Here is a 19,184-nt window from a genome sequence, read left to right as displayed (position 1 = left end):
TGTCAGGCCGGGAGATAGGCCTTCCATTCCCCTACCTGCAAGGGAGGGGAGCGATCCTACCGCTCGCTCGCTCCGAACTGCGCCAGCGCCTTGCGTGCCGAATCCGCCGTGGCGCTCCCCGGCGACAGCGTCAGCACTTGCCCCCACGCCGCGCGCGCGCCCGCTTCGTCGCCGGCGCTCGCCGCGATATTGCCCGCCTCGAGCTGGACCTGCGCATCGTCGGCGGCGCGCTTGAGCGCCTCGGCAATGTCGGTCTTGGCTCGCGGCAGGTCGCCCTGCCGCCGCGCCAGGGTCGCGGAGAGCAGCCACGCCAGCGGGTCGGCGGCGGCATCCTGCAATGCCCGGTCGAGATCCGCCCGCGCGCCGTCCGCGTCGCCCGCCGCAACCAGCGCCCGCGCGTGATCGAGACGCGCCTCGCCCAAAGCCAGCCCGGCCAGATGCCCGCTCGCGAGCGCCGCATCGAGCGCCGCGCGCGCCTTTACGTGCTCGCCCGCCGCCAGCCAGGCATTGCCCGCCTGCGCCCAGTAATTGGACGCACGCGCGTCACGCGAGGTTTCGGCCTCGCGTGCCGCCTCCTCGAACGCCGCCGCCGCCGAGGGCCATCGCTTCTGATTGGCATAGGCCACGCCGAGGCACTGCCGCGCGAGCATCCCGCCGCCATCGGTTCGCCATTGTCCCGCCGCGGTCACACCTTGCGACGGGTCGCCGGTGGCGAGGTCCATGCACGCGGCGAAGCGCGGCGGCTCCTGCCCGGCTTGGGGCGCCGCGGCAGTCGCCGCCTGAAGGCTCAGGAAGTAGAAGAGCATAAGGCAAGCACGTCCTCGACAGCCCGGACGATCAGCGCGAGATCGGAATCGCGCGAGAGCCGGTGGTCGCCGTCCTTGACCAGCAATGTCTGCACTGCGTCTGAACGGAACAATTCGGCCAGCCGCGCGGCGCGCTCCCACGGCACGTCCTTGTCGCGCTGGCCTTGAAGCAGCCGCACCGGCCCGTCGAACGGAATCGGCCCGATCATCACCCGATTGGCCTCGCCCGACGCCCAGAAGCCGCGCGTCGTAACGGTCGGAGAATCGCCATAGTCGTTGGGCTGCTCGATCCGCCCATGCTGAAGAATGGTCAGCTTGTCGGCCTGACTGAAACCCCAGTCGGTGAAGTCGGGCGCCGCGGCGATCCCGACCATTCCCACGACTTGCCCGGGCCGTGCCTTGGCGACCAGCAGCATCAGCCAGCCGCCCATCGACGAGCCGACCAGAACCACCGGCCCCTGCACTGCGGCGTCGATCACGCGCAGCGCATCGTCGCGCCACAGCGCAAGCGTCTGGTCCTCGAAAGCGCCTTCGCTCTCGCCGCAGCCGGCATAATCGAAGCGCAGGAACGCCTGGCCATTACGCTGTGCCCATTGCTGGAGCGCCAGCGCCTTGCTGCCGTTCATGTCGGAACCATATCCGCACAGGAACACGATCGTCGGCCCGCGTCCGGGGGTGTGACGATAAGCGAGCTTGGGGCGTTCGGGGGCTTCGGCAGGTTCGGTCATGTCGCGGACTTATAGGCGGAGCGCGCGCTCATCAATCCTCCCCCGCGCAGCGGGGGAGGTGGCGCCGAAGGCGACGGAGGGGGCCCGGCCGCAAGCGCCCCGCCCGCGGAGACGCCCCCCTCCGTCATGCTGCGCATGCCACCTCCCCCGCTTACGCGGGAGAGGATTACGCGCCTAAAACCCCAGCCTGCTCCTTTTCCACGTGCCGCCGCCAGCCCCGCAAATCCCCTTGAGCGCCTGCCACTGCGCCGCATCAAGCGCCGGCGCGGTCGCCGCCTTGCCCGCGCTCGCCGCGAAGCGCCGCTCACGCTCGGACGACATTGGATGGCTCGCCAGATAACCGAGCAGCGCGTCGGCGCCCTTCACCTTGATCTCGCTCTTCGACAGACGCTGGAAGAACAAAGCGGTCGGCCGGGGCGAGATCTGCGCCCGCGTCAGCGCATCGATCGCAAAGCCGTCCGCGCGCGCCTCGGCACCGCGCGAATAGCTCGCCGACAGCAAGGCATTGGTGTAGCCGCCGACATTGCCGTCAAGCCCGCCCAGCACCACGCTTAGCCCCAACTGCCGCACCAATGATTCGAGCACGTCGCGATTCTCGACATGCCCCAGTTCGTGCGCGAGCACCCCCGCGACTTCGTCGGGCGACGATGCTTGACGCAGCAGCCCGCTGAACAGAACGACGTGCCCGCCCGGCAAGGTCACGGCATTGACCATCGGCACGTCGACCACGCGCAGGTCGACGCCGTCCTGCATCTGCATCCGCGTCGCCAGCGCCTGCAGCGCGGCCGCGCCCGCCGGATCTTCGCATGCCCGCTCGCCGAAATCGCCGACCATCAGCGATCCCAGCCGCGCCTCCACCGAGCGCGGGATCATCCGCGCTACCACCGACGGCATCGTCATCAGCCCGAGCACCGCCAATGCCGAGACTGCAGTGAATGCCCCCACCGCGGGCCACAGCCCGATCCGGTCGATCACCCCGCCATAGCGGCGCGCGCCCGGCAGCCGCGCCGCGATTTCCTCGGGTGCCGCTTCGGTGAGCGTCATGCTCCACCCGGTCCGCTTGGCCAGGCCAAAGCGGGGATGGCCGTTGACGATCCCCTGCGCGATCAGATCGGCAAAGGCATAGGGCCCGTCCTCGCGGTCCGGCTCGACCAGCACGAAGCCGTCGCCCGCGAGCACCATCATCGGATCGCGGCGGATCCCGCTCGCGCCGTCATAATGCCAGACGCGGACCGAAGGCTCAGAAAGCGCCGACATCGAACGCGTCCAGCAGCCCCTCGCCCTGCTTTGGTTCGCGTGTTGTCGATTGGTTGAATTCGTCGAGATCGAGCATGCCATAGGCCTGCATGTGGCGCACGAAGAACGCCCAGTTGCGATAGCCGATGAAGATCGTCCCGATCCCCAGCGTGCCCACCACCAGCAGCACGTTGACGACGAACAAGATCAACCAGTCCTTGGTCCGCGCGCCGAACTCGAATTCGAGCCCGCCGAGCGAGAGATTGCCCACCACTTCGCGGAAATAGGCGGCGTAGAAAGTCACCGCGATCAGCCCGAGCACCACGAAGAAGCCGATATAGAGCAGCACACCGATGATGATCAGCGACACCTGCATCTGCTGGGCCGATCCGCTCAGCGCCGGTCCGAAAAAATAGGCGCCCACCGCGATGCCGACGAACAGCAGGATCGGCACCAGATAATAGAGCAGATAGCGCCCGATCACCGCCCCGGTGACGCGCGCACCCGATTCGAACTGGTAGGATCCGAAGCTCATCCGGTTCCACCGCTCGTTCCACAGATTGACCATCGCCCAGGGGACGAGCAGCCCGAGCGCCATCGACCCGACGATGGTCTTCCACAGATGCGATACCGCATAGCCGAAGCCCTGATCGTCGCTGCCGCCGCGGATGCCGTGCCAATAGGTGCGGCTCAACCGGTATCGCATCGCGCGATAAATCGCGAGGCCGACCATGTAGAGGATCGCGACGTAGAGGACGACGAACAGCAACGCCGCCGCCCCGTCCTGGCCACGAATCGCCAGCGCCTGGATCGCGAACTGGAGCAGCGCGAGCGGCACGAAGAACAATAGGATCGCCACCACATAGCCGATGAACAGCTCGAGCCCGGTGCCGGTCCATTCGAGCCGGTCGTCGATGAAGCGCGTATGGCTCCACAAATAGCGCCGCTCGCGCGTCCGCGCCCAGAAGGTGTAGATGCCGAGCGTGACGATCGTCAGCAGCAAATTGGTGAAGGCAATCGGCGCGAATTCACGCCAGTTGCCCGCGAACTCGAACGCGCGCGCGTTCGGCGTTTCCTGATCCATTTAAGTCCCCCTCGCCCGGAATGGAGCCGAGCGCAGGGGGATTCGTCAAGCCTTGATCGGCGAGCGCTCGCTTCCGTTCGTCTTATTGTGCGTCAGATTGCGGCGTTGAACGTATCGCACTGCGCCGGATCGCCGCTGTCGAGCCCGCGCTGGAGCCATTGCTTGCGCTGTGCCGAGGTGCCGTGGGTGAAGCTGTCGGGCACCACCTGACCCTGACCCTGGCGCTGCAGCGTATCGTCGCCGATCGCATTCGCCGCGGTCATCCCTTCCTCGATATCGCCCGGCTCGAGCCGGCCGCTGCGCTTGGCCCAGACGCCGGCATAGCAATCGGCCTGGAGCTCGAGCAGCACCGAAAGGTGATTGCCCTCGGCGCGCGAGCCGCGGCTCTCCGCCTGGCTGACCTTCGCCGAAGTACCTTCGAGATTCTGGATATGGTGCCCCACTTCGTGCCCGACGACATAAGCGCGGGCGAAGTCGCCCTTGGCGCCGAAGCGCTTGTCGAGCTCGTCGAAGAAAGCGGTGTCGAGGAATACGCCCTTGTCGCTCGGGCAATAAAACGGGCCGACCGCGGCCGAAGCCTGGCCGCACGCCGACTGGACCGAATTCTGGAAAAAGTTGATCGTCGCCGGCTGATAGCGCTTGCCCTGCTCGGCGAAGACCTGGCCCCACACCTGCTCGGTGCTGGTCATCACGCGGCACGCGAACAATTCCGCCTGCGTGTCGCATGCCTTGGCCGCGCCCTGCGTCTGGCCCTGCTGGACCTGCGTGCCACCCCCGCCGCCGAGCATCCCGCCGCCGCCCGAGATCGCGAAATAGACCAACGCGACAATACCGATCAGCGCGATCCCGCCGCACCCCATGCCGCGCCCGAGCAGCATCGGCAGCAAGCCAAGCAGCCCGAAGCCACCGCCGCCACCTCCGCCAGACCCCAGATCGCGCGCATTGTCGGTGGGATCGAGATCGTCGAGCCGCATGGGAACCCCTTCATCGTTTGCTTGCCGCAACAATGCCTGAGCGCGGCAAGCGTTGCACGCGTTTCAATCCTCCTTCGCTTCAGCAGGGAGGTGTCAGCGACGCTGACGGGGGCCTCTCCGCAGGGACGTTGCTCGCGGAGGCGCCCCCTCCGTCGCCTTCGGCGCCACCTCCCCCGCTTCGCGAGGGAGGATATTGCCCTCGCCGCCGCCTTGCGCCAAAGCCCCCGCATGGCCGATGCCGAACCCCGCCCGCGCCGCCGCGTCGCCGGACTGCCGCTGCCGGACTGCGTCGCCCTGGTGCTCCAGGGCGGCGGCGCGCTCGGCAGCTTTCAGGCCGGGGTGATCGAAGCGCTCGGCGAAGCGCGCATCGAAGTCGACTGGGTCGCTGGCATCTCGATCGGCGCCGTCAACGCCGCGCTGTTCGCCGGCAACCCGCCCGAGACTCGCCTCGCCGCGATCCGCGCCTTCTGGGAAGGCGTCACCGGCGCGCTTCCCGATTTCGCAATTCCCTTGAGCGACACTGCCCGCGAGTTCGCGCATGAATGGGCGGCCGCGACCGTGCTGATGGGCGGGGTCCCCGGCTTCTTCAGCCCGCGTCCGATTCCCCCCGCATTCGCTACGCCCGGCACGCCGGGAGCGCTCAGCTTCTACGACAGCGCGCCGCTCGCCAAGACGCTCGACGCGCATGTCGACTGGGACCTGCTCAACAACGGCCCGGTCCGCCTCTCGGTTGGCGCGGTCGACTTGGCCAGCGGCAATTTCCGCTATTTCGACACCAGCGACGAGCGCCTCGACGCACGCCACATCATGGCTTCCGGCGCGCTGCCGCCGGGGCTGCCCCCGATCGAGATCGACGGCCGCTTCTATTGGGACGGCGGCCTCGTCTCGAACACGCCGCTCACCCACATCCTCGACCGCCAGACCGAGGGCACCATCGTCTTCCAGGTCGATCTCTTCCCCGCCGCCGCCGATCTGCCGCGCACGATCACCGACGTGCTCGCCCGCGAAAAGGAGATCCGCTTCTCGAGCCGCACGCGGCAAGTCTCGGACGAGCGCTTGCGGCTGCGCCAGGAACGCGAGGCGATCCGCCGCGTCCTCGCCAAGCTCCCGGCCGATCTGGCCGATGATCCCGACGTCGCCGCGCTGCGCCAACTCGCCGACGAGAAGCCGCTGAGCCTGGTCCACCTGATCTACCGCGCCAATGCGTGGGAGGGCGGCAGCCGTGATTTCGAATTCTCCGCGCGCTCGATGCACGAGCATTGGCAGGCCGGCCGCGCCGCGGTCGCCGAGACGATGGCGAGCGCACAGCTCGTCGCGCAGAACATCCTCGACGGCAAGACCGCCGCCTTCGACCTCACGCACCGTTAGGAGTCAGCCATGTTCCTCAAGGGCAAGTCCGCGATCGTCACCGGCTCGACTTCCGGAATCGGCCTCGCTTACGCCAAGGCGCTCGCTGCCGAAGGCGCAAGCGTGGTGATCAACGGCTTCGGCGTCGCCGCCGCGATCGAGACCGAACGCGCCGCGCTCGAAGCGACGGCCGGCGCCACTGCCCTCTACGACTCCGCCGACATGTCCAAGCCCGACCAGATCGCCGCGATGGTCGCCCGCACCGAGGAGGAACTCGGCAGCGTCGACATCGTGATCTCGAACGCCGGCATCCAGCATGTCGCCCCGATCGACGAATTCCCGATCGAGAAATGGGACGCGATCATCGCGATCAACCTGTCGTCGACCTTCCATCTGATGCGCGCCGCGATCCCGCTGATGAAGGCGCGCGGCTGGGGCCGGATCATCACCACTGCCAGCGCACACAGCCTCGTCGCCAGCCCCAACAAATCGGCCTATGTCGCCGCCAAGCACGGCATCGCCGGCCTGACCAAGACCGCCGCACTCGAAGTCGCGACGCATGGCATCACGGTCAATTGCATCTCGCCCGGCTATGTCTGGACCCCGCTGGTCGAGAACCAGATCCCCGACACGATGAAGACGCGCAACCTGACCCGCGATCAAGTGATCAACGACGTCCTGCTCGATGCCCAGCCGACCAAGCAGTTCGTCCAGCCGGAACAAGTTGCCGCGCTCGCGCTCTTTCTCTGCAGGGACGAAGCCGCGCAGATCACCGGCGCCAATTATTCGATGGATGGCGGCTGGACTGCGGCGTAAGCCGAGAAAAAATGGGGTCGAAACTATGAAATGGATGCTGCCTGTCGCCATTGCCCTCGCCGCGGGGCTCGGGGGCTGCAGCGTCTATCGCGAGGCGACCTCTTCGTCGCCGCCGACCAATGTTCGCTGGCAGAGCGTCGCCACCGCCGCCGACCGCGACCGGATGCGCGACTGGCGCATCGCGTGGGACGCGGCGCTGCCGCTGGCGCGCAAGGCCGACGCCAAGGCGCTCGCCGCCGAGCCCGAATTGTTCGACCCCGATCGCGCGCTCCCCGACGCCGCATTGCCGCAGGGCGCCTATCGCTGCCGCACCTTCAAGCTGGGCGGCAAGGGCACGGCGATGCGCGATTTCACCACCTATCCGTGGTTCGACTGCCGCGTCGCCGATGAAGGTGAAGTCAGGAGCCTGCACAAGGTGACCGGCTCGCAGCGCCCGACCGGCTTGATCTTCCAGCACGACACGACTCGCCAGATCTTCCTCGGCACGCTCGTCCTTGGCGACGAGACTTCGCCGCTGCGCTACGGCGTCGACGCCGATCGCGACATGATCGGCTATGTCGAGCGCATCGGGCCGAAGCGCTGGCGGCTGGTGTTCCCGCGGCCGCGGTTCGAGTCGGTGCTCGATGTGGTCGAACTGGTGCCGGCCAGCTAGACAACTCCTCCTCGCGAAGCGGGGGAGGTGGCACGCGCAGCGTGACGGAGGGGGCCTAGCGGCAGGCGATAGCCTCAAGAATGTGCGCCACCACGCCCTCCAAATCACGCAATATCGCGGCAGCCGGAATCCGAAGCGTCGCCACCCCCCTGCCCCTCCAACCAGCGATCCCGCGCGGCGTCCCGCTCCGGCCGCTCCCCAAAGCCATGCGCCTCGCCATCTACTTCGATGCACAACCGCGCCTTCGCGCAGTAGAAGTCCAGCCGGTACGGCCCCGCCGAATGCTGCCGCCGGAAATAATGCCCGCCGGGCTGCTTCCGAAGCTCCTGCCATAACAATATCTCGGGCAGGCTGAGTTTCTTGCGCTCCTCGCGCGCCGCCCGCTTCGCCGAATTCCAGCGTTTCAGCCTCATCGCCAGGCCCCCTCCACCACGCCCTGCGGGCGCGGTCCCCCTCCCCCGCTCCTGCGGAGCGAGGGAGGAATAAGTACCACCAAATTCCTCCCTCGCGAAGCGGGGGAGGTGACATGCGCAGCATGACGGAGGGGCCCTCGCCGCAAATCCCACCCTCGACAACCACCCCCGCCCCCGCATACCCTCCCCAAATGCGCACTCTCCTCACGGCAGCCTTGGCCATGACTCTCGCCGCTCCCGCCCTCGCCGCCGATCCCGTCCGCGAGGCGACCCAGCGATCTCTTCCCCAGCTGATGGATTTCTACCGCGACTTCCACGCCAATCCCGAGCTCAGCCTCCATGAAGTCCAGACCGCGGCCAAGCTCGCCGCGGAGGCGCGCAAGGCGGGCTATGAAGTCACCGAGAAGGTCGGTGGCACCGGGGTCGTCGCCATCCTCAAGAACGGCCCCGGCCCGATCCTGCTGATCCGCGCCGACATGGACGGGCTCCCTGTCACCGAGGATACCGGGCTGGCCTTTGCCTCCAAGGTCCGCACCACCAGCGACGAGGGCCAGGAAACCGGCGTGATGCACGCCTGCGGCCACGATACCCACATGGCGTCGTGGATCGGCACGCTGCGCAACCTCGCGGCGATGAAATCGCAGTGGAAGGGCACCCTCGTGATGATCGCCCAGCCTGCCGAGGAACGCGGCATGGGTGCGCGGATGATGCTCGAGGACGGGCTGTTCACGCGCTTTCCCAAGCCGCAATTCGCGCTCGCCTTCCACGATGCCGCATCGCTCCCCGCCGGCACGATCGGGGTCCGCTCGGGCTATGCGCTCGCCAATGTCGATTCGGTCGACATCAAGGTCTCGGGTGTCGGCGGCCACGGCGCCTATCCGCAGACCACGCGCGACCCGATCGTCCTCGCCGCGCGCATCGTCACGACGCTCCAGACCCTGGTCAGCCGCGAAATCGACCCGCAGGATGCCGCCGTCGTCACCGTCGGCAGCATCCATGGCGGCTCGACGCACAACATCATCGGCAAGGAAGTGACGATGCTGCTCACCGTGCGCAGCTACACGCCCGAGGTCCGCAAGAAATTGCTCGACGGCATCGGCCGCATCGCCAAAGGCGAAGCGATCGCCGCGGGGATCCCCGAAGACCGCATGCCGGTGGTCACCGTCCGCAACGAAGGCACCCCGTCGACCTTCAACACCGAGCCGCTCACCGGCCGCCTCAACACCTTGTGGACCACCCGTTTCGGCAAGGACCGCGTCGTCGAGACCCCGGCGGTGATGGGCGGCGAGGATTTCGGCCGCTTCTACCTCGCCGACAAATCGATCCAGAGCATGATCTTCTGGGTTGGCGGCGTACCCAAGGCCAAATGGGACGCTGCACAAGCGGGCAAGGACACCCTGCCCTCGCTCCACAGTCCGTTCTGGGCGCCCGAGGCCGAAGCGGTGATCGGCACCGCCACCGAGGCGATGACCGCCGCCGCCCTCGACATTCTCCACCGCTAAATCGACAGGCGGCTGGCACAAACGCGGCTAACTCTCGTTAATACAGCATGAGTTCGCCGGAGTTTGGGTATTGGCGCAGGAACATATCGTCGCGGTCGGCTTGTTGACCAATCGCGACCTCGAACGGCTGGGAAGCGGCTTCAAGCGCTGCTTTCCGGTGACGGACGACAGCAAATTCGAGGATCTGCTGCGCGCGATCGACGATGCGGATGCCGCATTGTTGCATGCGCGCTGCGGCAGTGATGCTGCGAACAAGATGCCGTTTGCACGGTGATTGCGCCGTCGCCGTAGCCCGTCACGCGCACCTCGTGATGACGGAGCGCCTCGAACGCTTGCGCAGCGAGGGTGGCGATCCGCGCTAGCCGACGGCCGCTACGTCCGGCGCATCCTCGGCCTTTTCGGGCCGGATATAGATCGAAGAAAGCATCGGCAGCGTCACCTTCAATTCCTGTTCGATGCTTTCGATCAGCGTCTCCCCCGCGCCCATCGTGACGCCGTCGTCGAAATCGGCGCTGACCGCGACGAAAATCCGCTCGGGCGCGGTGTGGATGGTCCGTACATGGTTCACGCGCACGATCTCGGGCCGACGATCGAGGATCGCGCGTACGCAAGCGACCACTTCGGGACGGGCGCGCTCACCGATCAGCAGTCCCTTTGATTCGCGCGCGAGCAACGTCGCCACACATGCCAGGATGCAGCCGATGACGATCGACGCCGCGCCATCGATCCGCGGGTCGCCCCAGGCATGGCTCGCCCACACGCCGATCGCCGCGACGAGCAAACCGGCCAGCGCCGCCGAATCCTCGAACAATACGATGAAAGTGGAGGGATCCTTGGACTCGCGCACCGCCTGCCACCAGCCGAGCGTGCCTTTGGCCGCGGCGAACTCGCGCAATGCGATCGCCCAGCTCGTGCCCTCGAGCAACGCCGCAACCCCGAGCACGATATAGTTGATCAGCGGATCGTGCAGCGGCTCGGGCGCGACGATGTGCTGCCACCCTTCGTAGATCGAAACGCCGGCGCCCAGTCCGAAGATCAGGATCGCGACGACGAACGCCCAGAAATAGAGCTCGCGGCCATAGCCGAACGGGTGTTCGGGATCGGGCGGCTTCTTCGCACGGTGCTGACCGTAGAGCAGCAGCCCCTGGTTGCCGCTGTCGACGAGGCTGTGCACACCCTCGGTGAGCATCGACGACGAACCGGTGATCGCCGCCGCCACGAACTTGGCGACGGCGATCCCGAGATTGGCCGCCAGCGCGGCATAGAGCACGATATTGGCGCGCCAGCCCGACGCCGGGGACGCAGCCATTGCGGCTTAGTCGAGCCCGAGCTTGTGCATCACCTTGCCGATGATGCCCTTAGTGCCCGCGGGCCCGGCGGCGAGCTTCTCCTCGGCCTTTTCGTTATAGCCCGAGCTTTCGGGCAGGCCGTGATTATGGATCGGCTGAGTCGACGCGGGCGGGTCCGACGCATCCATCGATTCGTCGAGCGCGCGATCGAGCCGCGCCTCCTTGCTCTCGGGGTTGCGCTCGAGCCGCTCGACGATCGAGCGATCGGTGCCGGCATCGGCAGAGCCGACCGGCGCGGGACGCTCATTGGCAAATGCCGAACCGGTATCGGCATCGTCGGGTCCCGGTGCCACCGACATCTTGTCCATCGCCGGGTCAATCGGGTTCGCAGTCATTGTCACTCTCCTGAGCGTTGCCTTGCTGTAACGATCATCGCGCGATTCGCGTTCCCGCATCCCACTCCTCGCAAAAGAAAACGGCCCGGCGGGGATGCCGCCGGGCCGTGCTTCTCGAAGCTGCGTCGCAGCTCAGTCGCGTGCGCTGCCGAACAGCCGGAGCAGGAACAGGAACATGTTGATGAAGTCGAGATAGAGGTTGAGTGCCCCCATGATGACGACCTTGCCCATCATGTCGGTTCCGGCAACGTGGACGTACAGGCTCTTGATCTTCTGCGTGTCATAGGCAGTCAGGCCGGCGAAGATCAGCACGCCGATCGCACTGATCACCAGGCTCATCGTCCCCGATTGCAGGAACAGGTTGACGATCGACGCGACGATCAGGCCAACCAGACCCATGATCAGGAAGGTGCCGAGGCCCGACAGGTCGCGCTTCGTCGTATAGCCGTAGAGGCTCAGCGCGCCGAAGCCGGCCGCGGTGGCGAAGAACACCTGGGCAATCGAGGTCGCGGTATAAGCGAGGAAGATCGTCGAGAGCGACGCGCCCATCAGCGCGGCATAGACGAAGAACAGCGTCTTGAGCGTGCCCTCGGACATCCGCGCCTGGCCGAAGCTCATCGCAAAGACGATCGCCAGCGGCGACAAAGTGACGATCCAGCCGAGCAATGTCGGCGAATAACCGCGCGCAGTCTCCTGGACCATCAATTGGATCAGGCTGGTATTGCCGACCACCAATGCGATGATGCCCGTCAGCAGCACGCCCGACAGCATGTAGTTGTAGACCGACAGCATATATGCCCTGAGCCCCGCGTCGTGCGCTTCCGCGCGCGCGCCGGTGGCTGCGTAGGCCGCGCCAGTCCGGGGATCCGACCAATTCGCCATTGAGAACTCCTTTGCCCGGCGCTGTGCCGGAATGTCCTGAATATCGTTCCTGCGCCGGTTCTTTTCAAGCGAAACCGGTGGGCGCCCCGCGCGATCCGTGGTTAAGCACCCGCATGCACCGCCTGTTCGTCGGACTCCGCCCGCCCCCCGCAATCCGCGCGCAGCTGCTTCAGGCGATGGGCGGAGTCACCGGAGCCCGTTGGCAGGACGATTCGCAGCTCCACCTCACCTTGCGCTTCATCGGCGAAATCGAGCGCCCTCAGGCCGAAGACGTCGCAATCGCACTGTCGAACGTTCGCTTCCCGGCGATCCACGTCGCGCTCGCCGGCGTCGGGCAGTTCGAAAGCCGGGGCCGGCCCAATGCGCTGTGGGCCGGGGTCCGCCCGCACGACGCGCTCGCCGGGCTGCACAAGAAAGTCGATCAGGCGCTGGTCCGCTGCGGGCTCTTACCCGAGCGCCGCGCCTATCTGCCGCACATCACCCTAGCCCGGCTGAACGCCGCGGCAGGGCCCGCCGAACGCTTTCTCGAGAGCCATGCCGGGCTCGCCAGCGCGCCTTTCACGCTCGATCACTTCCTGCTGTTCGAAAGCACCCTCGGCCGCGAAGGCGCGATCTACGAGGCGATCGAACGCTATCCGCTGCGCGGCTAGAGTCGATTACAACTGCGTTAAAAACAGGTCTGTTCCCCTGCGAAAGCAGGGGCCCAGGAGCCCGGAGCGCACCGCCTTGATCCTGGGCCCCTGCTTTCGCAGAGGAACAGTAAGCAGACCCTAGTTGGGTCGCGCCGCCTGGCGCACCTGTTCCTCATAGTCCGCCGCCATCGTGGTCAGGATTTCCTTGGTGCGCGCATCGCCGACCGACGCTGCGAGCCGGCGGCAGCGGGCGCTCTGGCTGCGAAGGAATTCGAGATAGCGCGGATCGCTCAAGTCGATGAGCAGATTGACTGCGCCGACCAAAGTGCCTTCCGCATCGAAGATCGGCGTCGGATACGGCGCGAAATCGATCCGCGATCCGTCCGGTCGCTCGGCAATCGCCCGCACGCCGCGGACCTTGCGGCCCTCGCGGATCGCCACTGCCATCGGGCAAAGGTCGTGCGGCAGATATCGTCCGTCCTCGGTGTAGAGCCGCCACGTCACGCACCAGCGGTCCTCGCACGCCATTGGCTGGCGCCCCGCGAGCGCGATGCACGCCCGGTTGAAATGGGTGACCATTCCGTCGGCGTCGGTGAGGTAGACCGCGGCCGGAATCCGATCGAGGGCGGCGGCAAGCGACTCCCCGCCGCGCCGGGCCGCTGCAATGGCGGCGTCGATGACGCGTTCGGGGTCGATGAAATTCAAGCCAGACACTGAGGCGATGCCTTTCGGGTCGCCGAGGCGGACATGCTCGGAGACCTGGCTTACAAACCCTTGATGCAGATCAAGGTTCCTGCCCTTTCTGGCCGTCTTGCTCGCCCACCCGCGTTTAGCCGTGCCACTCGATCCATGTGCCATAAGGATGGCAGGTGCCGAGCTGCCGCGCCTCGCCGCTCGGCCAGCAGGTTAGCCACAATTGCACTTCGCTGCGGTCCGGCGTCCATTCGAAGCTGATCCAGGCGAGCGGTCGCTCCGGCGTGGCGCGCGCGCCGGCCGCGGCGATCAGGTCGGTCGCGACCTTGCGGTCTTCGGGGCTCAGATATTGCAGCACCATCGAATGGAACACCACGCGACAACGCCCATCGGCCTGGGGCACGGCGAGTTGCTCGGCCATCCACGACACCGCGTCGGCGCGCGCGATCTGCGGCGGATGACGCTGGGCCAGCGTGATCGCGTTCTGCAGCCGCTCGGCGCGCGCGGGCTGGTCGGCGAACACGAACGACAGCAAGCGGTCGCGCGTCGCTTCGTCGGCCACGTCGAGCGGATGCAAGTCGACTCCCTTCGCCGCGAGCACTTCGACTGCGATTTCGGGCGGCGGTGCGCCGTGCCAGGTCGGCGCGATCTGCACCGCGGAACCTTGTGTCCCCGCCGCGACCCCGCCCAGATCATAGGCATAATGCGCGAGGTTGAGGTTGAGTCCGGCGCTCGATCCGAGTTCGAGCAATTCGAACGGCAGCCCGAACTTGCCGCCTGCGACCATCAGCGCCGAGAGGATCGCCGCAGCGCGATTGACTTCGTTGGTCTGGGTGGGCTGGCGCATCCAGTGCGCGATGAATTCGTCTTCGCTGACCAGCGCGGCACAGAGCGCGCCGTCGAAATCGTCGTGCTGGCGCTTGTAGAGCGTCTCCAGCCGCAGCGGCCTGCCGCGCCGCGCGAGGGCGTGGATCGCGGCGTTGAACCGCATCGCCAGTGCGGCCGCCGAGGGATCGCCCGGCCAGCTCTCGATCAGCGCCGCAGTGCGTGGCGCCCGGCGGATATGGCGCTCGCCCGCTTCGAGCACCGACGCGACGAACGGCGAGCCCAGCGCGCGCGCGATATCGGCCTGGCGCGTAAATTCGCCCCGGGTCGCAAGATTGTCGGTCATATTCCTCCGGTCGCCGGATGTGCAGTCCGACGAAATGTTACGCAAATCGAGCTTCGGGCCACCGCTCCGACTGGGAGGGTGGCCCGACACTGGCTCAGAACGACTGCCAGTCGTCATGGCCGTTCGCGCGTTTGAGCGCGGCGACGGCGGCGACGGGCAGCTGCTTGACCGGTCCTTCGAAACGGGCCTGCGTCTTGCTGGGGCGGTTCGTCCCGGACGAGCCGACGTTGAACCGCGACGCCTGCTCGCTGAGCGCGGCGACTTCGCCGCTCAGGTTGCGCGCGGCTGCCGAGGTCTCTTCGACCATCGCGGCATTCTGTTGAGTCGACTGGTCCATCGTCCCGATCGCGATCGAGATTTCGCTGATCGCAGTCGACTGGGCCTGGTTGTCCGACGCCATTTCGCCGAGCAATTTGTGGACTTCGCCCACGTCGCCCGAGATGTCGGCAAGCGCGGTATCGACCTTCTGGACCATCCCGACCGCCGCGACGATGTCGGTCTGGGTGGCGGTCAACTGGTCGCGGGCACGGGCGGCCTCCTCTTCGGAGCGCATCGCCAGCGCCGAGACCAAGTCGGCGACGACTGCGAAACCGCGGCCCGCTTCGCCGGCGCGGCCGGCTTCGACCGCGGCGTTCATTGCGAGAACCCGCGTCTGGAACGCGATCTTGTCGAGGCCTTCGATGACGCTGTCGATGCCCTTGGCGCCGTCGGCGACACGGCTCATTGCCTGCACCGCTTCGTCGGCGATCGAACGTCCGCCCGAAACCGTCGCCATCGCGCCGTCGGCGCGGCCCACGGTACGGCCGGCGGCTTCGGCGGTCGCCTTGAGGCGGCCGTCCATCTGCGTCACCGCAGCCGAAGTCTGCTCGAGGCTCGCGGCATTGGCTTCGGTGCGGCGTGCGAGATCCTCGGACGCCTGGGCGATTTCGTTCGAGCCGTCGCGGATCGTCGACGCGCTCTGCATCACCGTGCCGATCAGGCTGCGCAGTTCGCCGACCGCCGCGTTGAAGTTGGTCTTGACCGCGGCATAGTCGCCGGGGAAGTCGCGATTGATCTCTGCGGTCAAATTGCCGTTGGCGAGCTCGGAGAGCTGCGACGAGACCGTCTCGACCACCATTTTCTGCACCGCCTCGGCGCGGGCATTTGCGGCTTCGGCGGCTTGCTTGGCGACCGCGGCGTCGCGGAACACCAGAACCGCGCGCGCCATGTCGCCCAGTTCGTCCCCGCGATCGGTGTCCGGCACCGAGATGTCGTTCTTGCCGGCAGCGAGATCGGCCATCGTACGGGTCAGACCCGAGACCGGACGGGCGATCAGCTTGGTCAGCAGCACCGCGAGCGCAATCGCGATCCCCATCAGCGCGAGCGCGCCGACGACGAGCACGAACAGCGCCGACTTGATCGCGCTTTCCTGGCGTGCGCCATTGTCCTCGATCAGCTTGTTCTGCGCATCCTTGATCTCGCGGAGCGGGAGCACCGCGGCGCTGGTCAGCACGGCCTTGCCGGCGGCGCGCACATCGGCTTCGGCGGCCTCCTGCTGGCCCGCCTTGACCTTGGCGATCAGCCGGTCGCCCCAATCCTTGCGCCACGCCAGCGTTTCCTCGCGCGACTTGAGCAGAGCGGCTTTCTGCGCCGGATCCACCAGGGTCTGCTCGAGCTCGGCCGAAGCCTTGTCGTAATCGTCGCGCCCTTCGTCGTACGATTTGAGGTACGATTGATCCGCCGTCACCAGGAACCCGCGAAACTGGCTGTTCTGCCGCAGCAGCGAGGTTTCCAGCGCCTGCGTCTTGGCGTGGATTTCCTGGCTGAGATTATTCGCATCGGTCGTGCTGCGGATCGACGAGATATTGGTGTAGAACACCAGCATCACGATCGCCGCCGTCGCGCAGACCGTCAGGAACGACAGACCCAGCTTCCTCGGGATTTTCATCGACTTCAGCATGTTGGCTACTCTGCTCTTTCTCGTTTCACTTGCATTATAGACCGCTCCCGAAGGAGCGGCCTCCAATGCCCCCGTTTTCCGTCGCGCCTCAGAAGTCGAACCGAACCGAGGTCGAGATAGTGCGCCCGTTGGCGGCCCGGCCCCAGCCGATCCCGTTGGCCGGTATCGCGTTCTGCGAGAGCTCGTAGAATGCGGTCTTGTCGAACAGGTTGTTCGCGTTGAGCATCACCTGCACCCTGTCCGCAGGGCGGAACTGCAAAAAGGCGTCGACGAGCGTGTAGCCGGGCATCTTGAGCAGGTTCACGTCCTGCGCATAGCTCGAGGTGACGCCGCTGACATTGGCACCCACGGTGAAGTAGCGCGTGTCGACTTGCGGCGTGACGTTGTAGATCAGCTTCGGCTGGTGACGCGGCGTCATCCCGTCGATGGCGCTGTTCAGTTCGTCCTTGTTGATCTCGGCATGGGTATAGGTGGCCCCTGCCGTGAGGCTGAACGGCCCCCGTCGATAACCGCCTTCGAACTCGGCACCATAAGCGCGGTAGGTCCGCTTGAGCAGGACGCCGCCGCTCTGCAGGTTGGTATCGTTGGTTTTCGCCAGGAAGGCGGTGAGGTTCAGGGTAAGCCCCGACTGACGGAACTTCATGCCGACCTCGGCCTGCTTGACCACGTCATAGCCGTCGCGCGAGTTCACGAGTTCACCGCTGGTCATGCTCACCGCGGGGGTGAACAGGATCTTGTCCGCATTGGCCCGGCCGCCGCGGCTGTAGCGGGCGAATGCCGCGAGCTGCTCGGCGATGCGGAAGTTGATGCCCGTCGAATAGCTGAGATAGCGATAGTCGTAGCCGACGGGAGCAGGGCTGCCGAGCGGAAGGATGCCGGTGCGCGTCTCCGCCGCCGAGATCACGCCATCGCCGTTGATGTCGTACGACGTCACGCCGACGCGGCCCCCGCCGAGGTCCGACCCGATCAGCTGCCCGCGCACCTTGCCGACATCGTAGCGGACGCTGCCGCCGACGGCGATCTTGCCGGCATGGTAGTTAACCGAGCCGTAAGGCGCGGTTACGTCATAGTCGACGTCGAACGTGCGGCGATAGATGCCCGTGGCGGCTATGAGGTTATACGCGTAGAAGCCGTCCTGCGTCTGCGGCACGCCAGCCGCATTGGTCAGGTTGACCAGCGCGGAATCACCGCCGTCCACCACGTCCTGCAGCGTGTTGGTGTAGAACCATTCGGTGTTGAGTGCCTGCGTCGCCTTGTAGATGCCGCCGGTGACGGTCAGATCGCCCTCGCCCACATTCCACACGCGGCTGCCGCGTAAGTCGTTGCTGAAATTGTCGAGCGAGCGGATATTGTATTTGATCAGCAACATCTGGGCGAGCAGGCCGTTGCCGTTGAGCGTGGAGCCATTGGTGATCGGCTGGCCGCGCAGCGGGCCGCTGGCATAGCTCAGCGTCGCGCCGGCGCCGGCTAGCGTCGTCGACAGGGCGCCCGTGGTATTGATCGTGTTCACCAGATTGCGGACGACGCCGCCGGAGATGCTCGAGTAGCGCATGCGATCGGTGATCGTCCAGCCGGCCAGCTCGAACTGGGCCTCGAGTCCGACCGACTTCACGATCGGGTGCATGCCGTCTTCGGCGCTGAAACGCGTCGGCCGGTTGTTGCCGTCGAGCGTGATCACGCTGCTCACATTCGGCGACAGGAAGGTGCCCGAGCGGACGTCGAAGCCGGGGAAGCTCTCCAGCACCGGCTTGTCGAGGGTCCCCGAGATCCGCACCGGCACCGGCATGTACTGCGGCGAGCGATCGTCGAGATACTTGCCGTAGACGCGCACGAAGCCGTTGGAGAAGGTCTTGGTGACGTTGAACTTGATCTGCCCGCCCTTGACGCCGTTATAGCCGATGTCGCGGACGCCTTCGCCGGCGCGATAGAAGCCGCCGACATGGAAACGCAGCGAATCCGAGAGCTTGCCGCCGTAATCGAAGTCGAGGCGCTGCTCGTCATAATTGAGTCCGCTGCTGAGCTGGATCGCGCCGCCCTCCGTATCGCCGGTCTTCGAGATCAGGTTGATCACCCCGCCGGGCGAATTCGACGCAAAGGTCGATGCCGAGCCGCCGCGGATCGCCTCGACTGCGGACAGGTTGGAATCGGCGCGGATGAAGATGTCCGAGGCGACGCCGAAGAAGTCGCCGAACTCGAGGACCGGGAGGCCGTCTTCTTCGATCTGCATGTACTTCGAGCCGCCCGAGGCGAGCGGCAGCCCGCGGATCGTGTAGTTCGAGTTGCCGTCGCCGCTCGACCCCTCGACGCGGAGGCCAGGGATCGTGCGCAGGACGTCGGCAAGCGACCTCGGCGCCAATTTCTGTACGTCGCGTTCCTTGATGGCGCTGGTCGAGGTGGCGCTGTCGAGCCGGTCGCGGCCCTTGGCGACGCCGGTCGAGAAGACTTCCTCGGGAGCGTTTGCAGGCACTTCGGCCTGGGGCTGCGCAGGCGCTGCCGGCTTGTCCTCGGCCAAGGCCGGACCAGCGAGCGCGAGCGGCGCAACGGACAGCAACAGATACTTTTTCACGGTAACCAAACCCCTTGTTGTTCGAGCGTCGAGAGGTGACGCCATTGTTGAAACAGCCC

19 protein-coding genes are annotated in these 19,184 nt (G+C 66.5%); 6 read left to right on the top strand and 13 right to left on the bottom strand.

Annotation, left to right across the window (positions count from 1 at the left end; translation table 11 throughout):
- Positions 1-56: 56 nt before the first annotated feature.
- The 5 genes from E5A73_RS06485 to ypfJ form a co-directional block, all read right to left on the bottom strand.
- A complete protein-coding gene (locus E5A73_RS06485; protein WP_135962970.1) occupies positions 57-806 on the bottom strand; it encodes a tetratricopeptide repeat protein in 750 nt (249 codons plus the stop codon).
- On the bottom strand, positions 788-1,534 hold the full coding sequence (locus E5A73_RS06480; protein WP_135962969.1) for an alpha/beta hydrolase: 747 nt from the start codon (positions 1,532-1,534) through the stop codon (positions 788-790). Before E5A73_RS06480 ends, E5A73_RS06485 begins: the two co-directional genes overlap by 19 nt.
- Before the next feature lie 174 nt (positions 1,535-1,708).
- Positions 1,709-2,791: a M48 family metallopeptidase gene (locus E5A73_RS06475; RefSeq protein WP_135962968.1), complete on the bottom strand. Its 1,083-nt coding sequence runs from the start codon at positions 2,789-2,791 to the stop codon at positions 1,709-1,711.
- Entirely contained in the window at positions 2,775-3,854 is a 1,080-nt protein-coding gene (locus E5A73_RS06470) for a YjgN family protein (RefSeq protein ID WP_135962967.1), read from the bottom strand. Before E5A73_RS06470 ends, E5A73_RS06475 begins: the two co-directional genes overlap by 17 nt.
- 92 nt (positions 3,855-3,946) lie before the next feature.
- Positions 3,947-4,828, bottom strand: coding sequence for a KPN_02809 family neutral zinc metallopeptidase (ypfJ, locus tag E5A73_RS06465; RefSeq protein ID WP_135962966.1), 882 nt, complete (start codon positions 4,826-4,828; stop codon positions 3,947-3,949).
- Positions 4,829-5,056: 228 nt separating this feature from the next.
- Here ypfJ and E5A73_RS06460 point away from each other — a divergent pair, with 228 nt between their 5' ends.
- The 3 genes from E5A73_RS06460 to E5A73_RS06450 are packed head-to-tail and all read left to right on the top strand — an operon-like array spanning position 5,057 to position 7,643.
- Complete coding sequence (locus tag E5A73_RS06460; RefSeq protein ID WP_135962965.1) at positions 5,057-6,196, top strand: patatin-like phospholipase family protein; 1,140 nt, start codon at positions 5,057-5,059, stop codon at positions 6,194-6,196.
- Positions 6,197-6,205: 9 nt separating this feature from the next.
- On the top strand, positions 6,206-6,991 hold the full coding sequence (locus E5A73_RS06455; RefSeq protein ID WP_135962964.1) for a 3-hydroxybutyrate dehydrogenase: 786 nt from the start codon (positions 6,206-6,208) through the stop codon (positions 6,989-6,991).
- A 25-nt stretch (positions 6,992-7,016) separates the two neighbouring features.
- Complete coding sequence (locus E5A73_RS06450) at positions 7,017-7,643, top strand: DUF4893 domain-containing protein (protein ID WP_240700058.1); 627 nt, start codon at positions 7,017-7,019, stop codon at positions 7,641-7,643.
- Positions 7,644-7,747: 104 nt separating this feature from the next.
- Here the strand turns inward: E5A73_RS06450 and E5A73_RS06445 are convergent, their stop codons facing one another.
- Positions 7,748-8,056 (bottom strand): endonuclease domain-containing protein, encoded by a 309-nt coding sequence (locus E5A73_RS06445; protein WP_240700057.1) that lies wholly within the window; start codon positions 8,054-8,056, stop codon positions 7,748-7,750.
- A 191-nt stretch (positions 8,057-8,247) separates the two neighbouring features.
- Here E5A73_RS06445 and E5A73_RS06440 point away from each other — a divergent pair, with 191 nt between their 5' ends.
- Together E5A73_RS06440 and E5A73_RS06435 are read left to right on the top strand one after the other, a co-directional pair.
- Positions 8,248-9,558 carry an amidohydrolase gene (locus E5A73_RS06440; protein WP_135962963.1) on the top strand — a complete coding sequence of 437 codons (1,311 nt, stop codon included), beginning with the start codon at positions 8,248-8,250 and terminating at the stop codon, positions 9,556-9,558.
- 70 nt (positions 9,559-9,628) lie between these two features.
- Positions 9,629-9,832: a hypothetical protein gene (locus tag E5A73_RS06435; protein WP_135962962.1), complete on the top strand. Its 204-nt coding sequence runs from the start codon at positions 9,629-9,631 to the stop codon at positions 9,830-9,832.
- An 84-nt stretch (positions 9,833-9,916) separates the two neighbouring features.
- Here E5A73_RS06435 and E5A73_RS06430 read toward each other — a convergent pair whose 3' ends face one another.
- The 3 genes from E5A73_RS06430 to E5A73_RS06420 all read right to left on the bottom strand — a co-directional run bounded on the left by E5A73_RS06430 (position 9,917) and on the right by E5A73_RS06420 (position 12,124).
- Positions 9,917-10,867 (bottom strand): cation diffusion facilitator family transporter, encoded by a 951-nt coding sequence (locus tag E5A73_RS06430; RefSeq protein WP_135962961.1) that lies wholly within the window; start codon positions 10,865-10,867, stop codon positions 9,917-9,919.
- 6 nt (positions 10,868-10,873) lie between these two features.
- The gene (locus tag E5A73_RS06425; protein ID WP_135962960.1) at positions 10,874-11,242 is read right to left on the bottom strand and encodes a hypothetical protein; all 369 of its coding nucleotides are present in this window, start codon (positions 11,240-11,242) and stop codon (positions 10,874-10,876) included.
- 132 nt (positions 11,243-11,374) lie between these two features.
- Positions 11,375-12,124 (bottom strand): Bax inhibitor-1/YccA family protein, encoded by a 750-nt coding sequence (locus tag E5A73_RS06420; protein ID WP_135962959.1) that lies wholly within the window; start codon positions 12,122-12,124, stop codon positions 11,375-11,377.
- Positions 12,125-12,237: 113 nt separating this feature from the next.
- On the opposite strand from E5A73_RS06420, the gene thpR reads away from it, so the two are divergent.
- Positions 12,238-12,774, top strand: coding sequence for an RNA 2',3'-cyclic phosphodiesterase (thpR, locus tag E5A73_RS06415; protein ID WP_135962958.1), 537 nt, complete (start codon positions 12,238-12,240; stop codon positions 12,772-12,774).
- A 120-nt stretch (positions 12,775-12,894) separates the two neighbouring features.
- Here thpR and E5A73_RS06410 read toward each other — a convergent pair whose 3' ends face one another.
- The 4 genes from E5A73_RS06410 to E5A73_RS06395 form a co-directional block, all read right to left on the bottom strand.
- Positions 12,895-13,470, bottom strand: coding sequence for a PAS domain-containing protein (locus E5A73_RS06410; RefSeq protein WP_135962957.1), 576 nt, complete (start codon positions 13,468-13,470; stop codon positions 12,895-12,897).
- A 115-nt stretch (positions 13,471-13,585) separates the two neighbouring features.
- Positions 13,586-14,620, bottom strand: coding sequence for a DUF2332 domain-containing protein (locus tag E5A73_RS06405; RefSeq protein ID WP_135962956.1), 1,035 nt, complete (start codon positions 14,618-14,620; stop codon positions 13,586-13,588).
- A gap of 94 nt (positions 14,621-14,714) precedes the next feature.
- A complete protein-coding gene (locus tag E5A73_RS06400; protein ID WP_135962955.1) occupies positions 14,715-16,559 on the bottom strand; it encodes a methyl-accepting chemotaxis protein in 1,845 nt (614 codons plus the stop codon).
- 88 nt (positions 16,560-16,647) lie between these two features.
- Entirely contained in the window at positions 16,648-19,170 is a 2,523-nt protein-coding gene (locus tag E5A73_RS06395; RefSeq protein ID WP_135962954.1) for a TonB-dependent receptor domain-containing protein, read from the bottom strand.
- Positions 19,171-19,184 lie beyond the last annotated feature (14 nt).

The organism is Sphingomonas gei (assembly GCF_004792685.1).
Taxonomy (GTDB): Bacteria; Pseudomonadota; Alphaproteobacteria; order Sphingomonadales; family Sphingomonadaceae; genus Sphingomonas; species Sphingomonas gei.
The sequence above is the reverse complement of the archived record's forward strand: the minus strand, read 5'-3'. Positions and strand labels throughout refer to the sequence as shown.

Coding starts and splice junctions, on each gene's coding strand:
- E5A73_RS06485 (WP_135962970.1), bottom strand. CDS start 806: ATGCTCTTCTACTTCCTGAGCCTTCAGGCGGCGACTGCCGCGGCGCCC.
- E5A73_RS06480 (WP_135962969.1), bottom strand. CDS start 1,534: ATGACCGAACCTGCCGAAGCCCCCGAACGCCCCAAGCTCGCTTATCGT.
- E5A73_RS06475 (WP_135962968.1), bottom strand. CDS start 2,791: ATGTCGGCGCTTTCTGAGCCTTCGGTCCGCGTCTGGCATTATGACGGC.
- E5A73_RS06470 (WP_135962967.1), bottom strand. CDS start 3,854: ATGGATCAGGAAACGCCGAACGCGCGCGCGTTCGAGTTCGCGGGCAAC.
- ypfJ (WP_135962966.1), bottom strand. CDS start 4,828: ATGCGGCTCGACGATCTCGATCCCACCGACAATGCGCGCGATCTGGGG.
- E5A73_RS06460 (WP_135962965.1), top strand. CDS start 5,057: ATGGCCGATGCCGAACCCCGCCCGCGCCGCCGCGTCGCCGGACTGCCG.
- E5A73_RS06455 (WP_135962964.1), top strand. CDS start 6,206: ATGTTCCTCAAGGGCAAGTCCGCGATCGTCACCGGCTCGACTTCCGGA.
- E5A73_RS06450 (WP_240700058.1), top strand. CDS start 7,017: ATGAAATGGATGCTGCCTGTCGCCATTGCCCTCGCCGCGGGGCTCGGG.
- E5A73_RS06445 (WP_240700057.1), bottom strand. CDS start 8,056: ATGAGGCTGAAACGCTGGAATTCGGCGAAGCGGGCGGCGCGCGAGGAG.
- E5A73_RS06440 (WP_135962963.1), top strand. CDS start 8,248: ATGCGCACTCTCCTCACGGCAGCCTTGGCCATGACTCTCGCCGCTCCC.
- E5A73_RS06430 (WP_135962961.1), bottom strand. CDS start 10,867: ATGGCTGCGTCCCCGGCGTCGGGCTGGCGCGCCAATATCGTGCTCTAT.
- E5A73_RS06425 (WP_135962960.1), bottom strand. CDS start 11,242: ATGACTGCGAACCCGATTGACCCGGCGATGGACAAGATGTCGGTGGCA.
- E5A73_RS06420 (WP_135962959.1), bottom strand. CDS start 12,124: ATGGCGAATTGGTCGGATCCCCGGACTGGCGCGGCCTACGCAGCCACC.
- thpR (WP_135962958.1), top strand. CDS start 12,238: ATGCACCGCCTGTTCGTCGGACTCCGCCCGCCCCCCGCAATCCGCGCG.
- E5A73_RS06405 (WP_135962956.1), bottom strand. CDS start 14,620: ATGACCGACAATCTTGCGACCCGGGGCGAATTTACGCGCCAGGCCGAT.
- E5A73_RS06400 (WP_135962955.1), bottom strand. CDS start 16,559: ATGCTGAAGTCGATGAAAATCCCGAGGAAGCTGGGTCTGTCGTTCCTG.
- E5A73_RS06395 (WP_135962954.1), bottom strand. CDS start 19,170: ATGGCGTCACCTCTCGACGCTCGAACAACAAGGGGTTTGGTTACCGTG.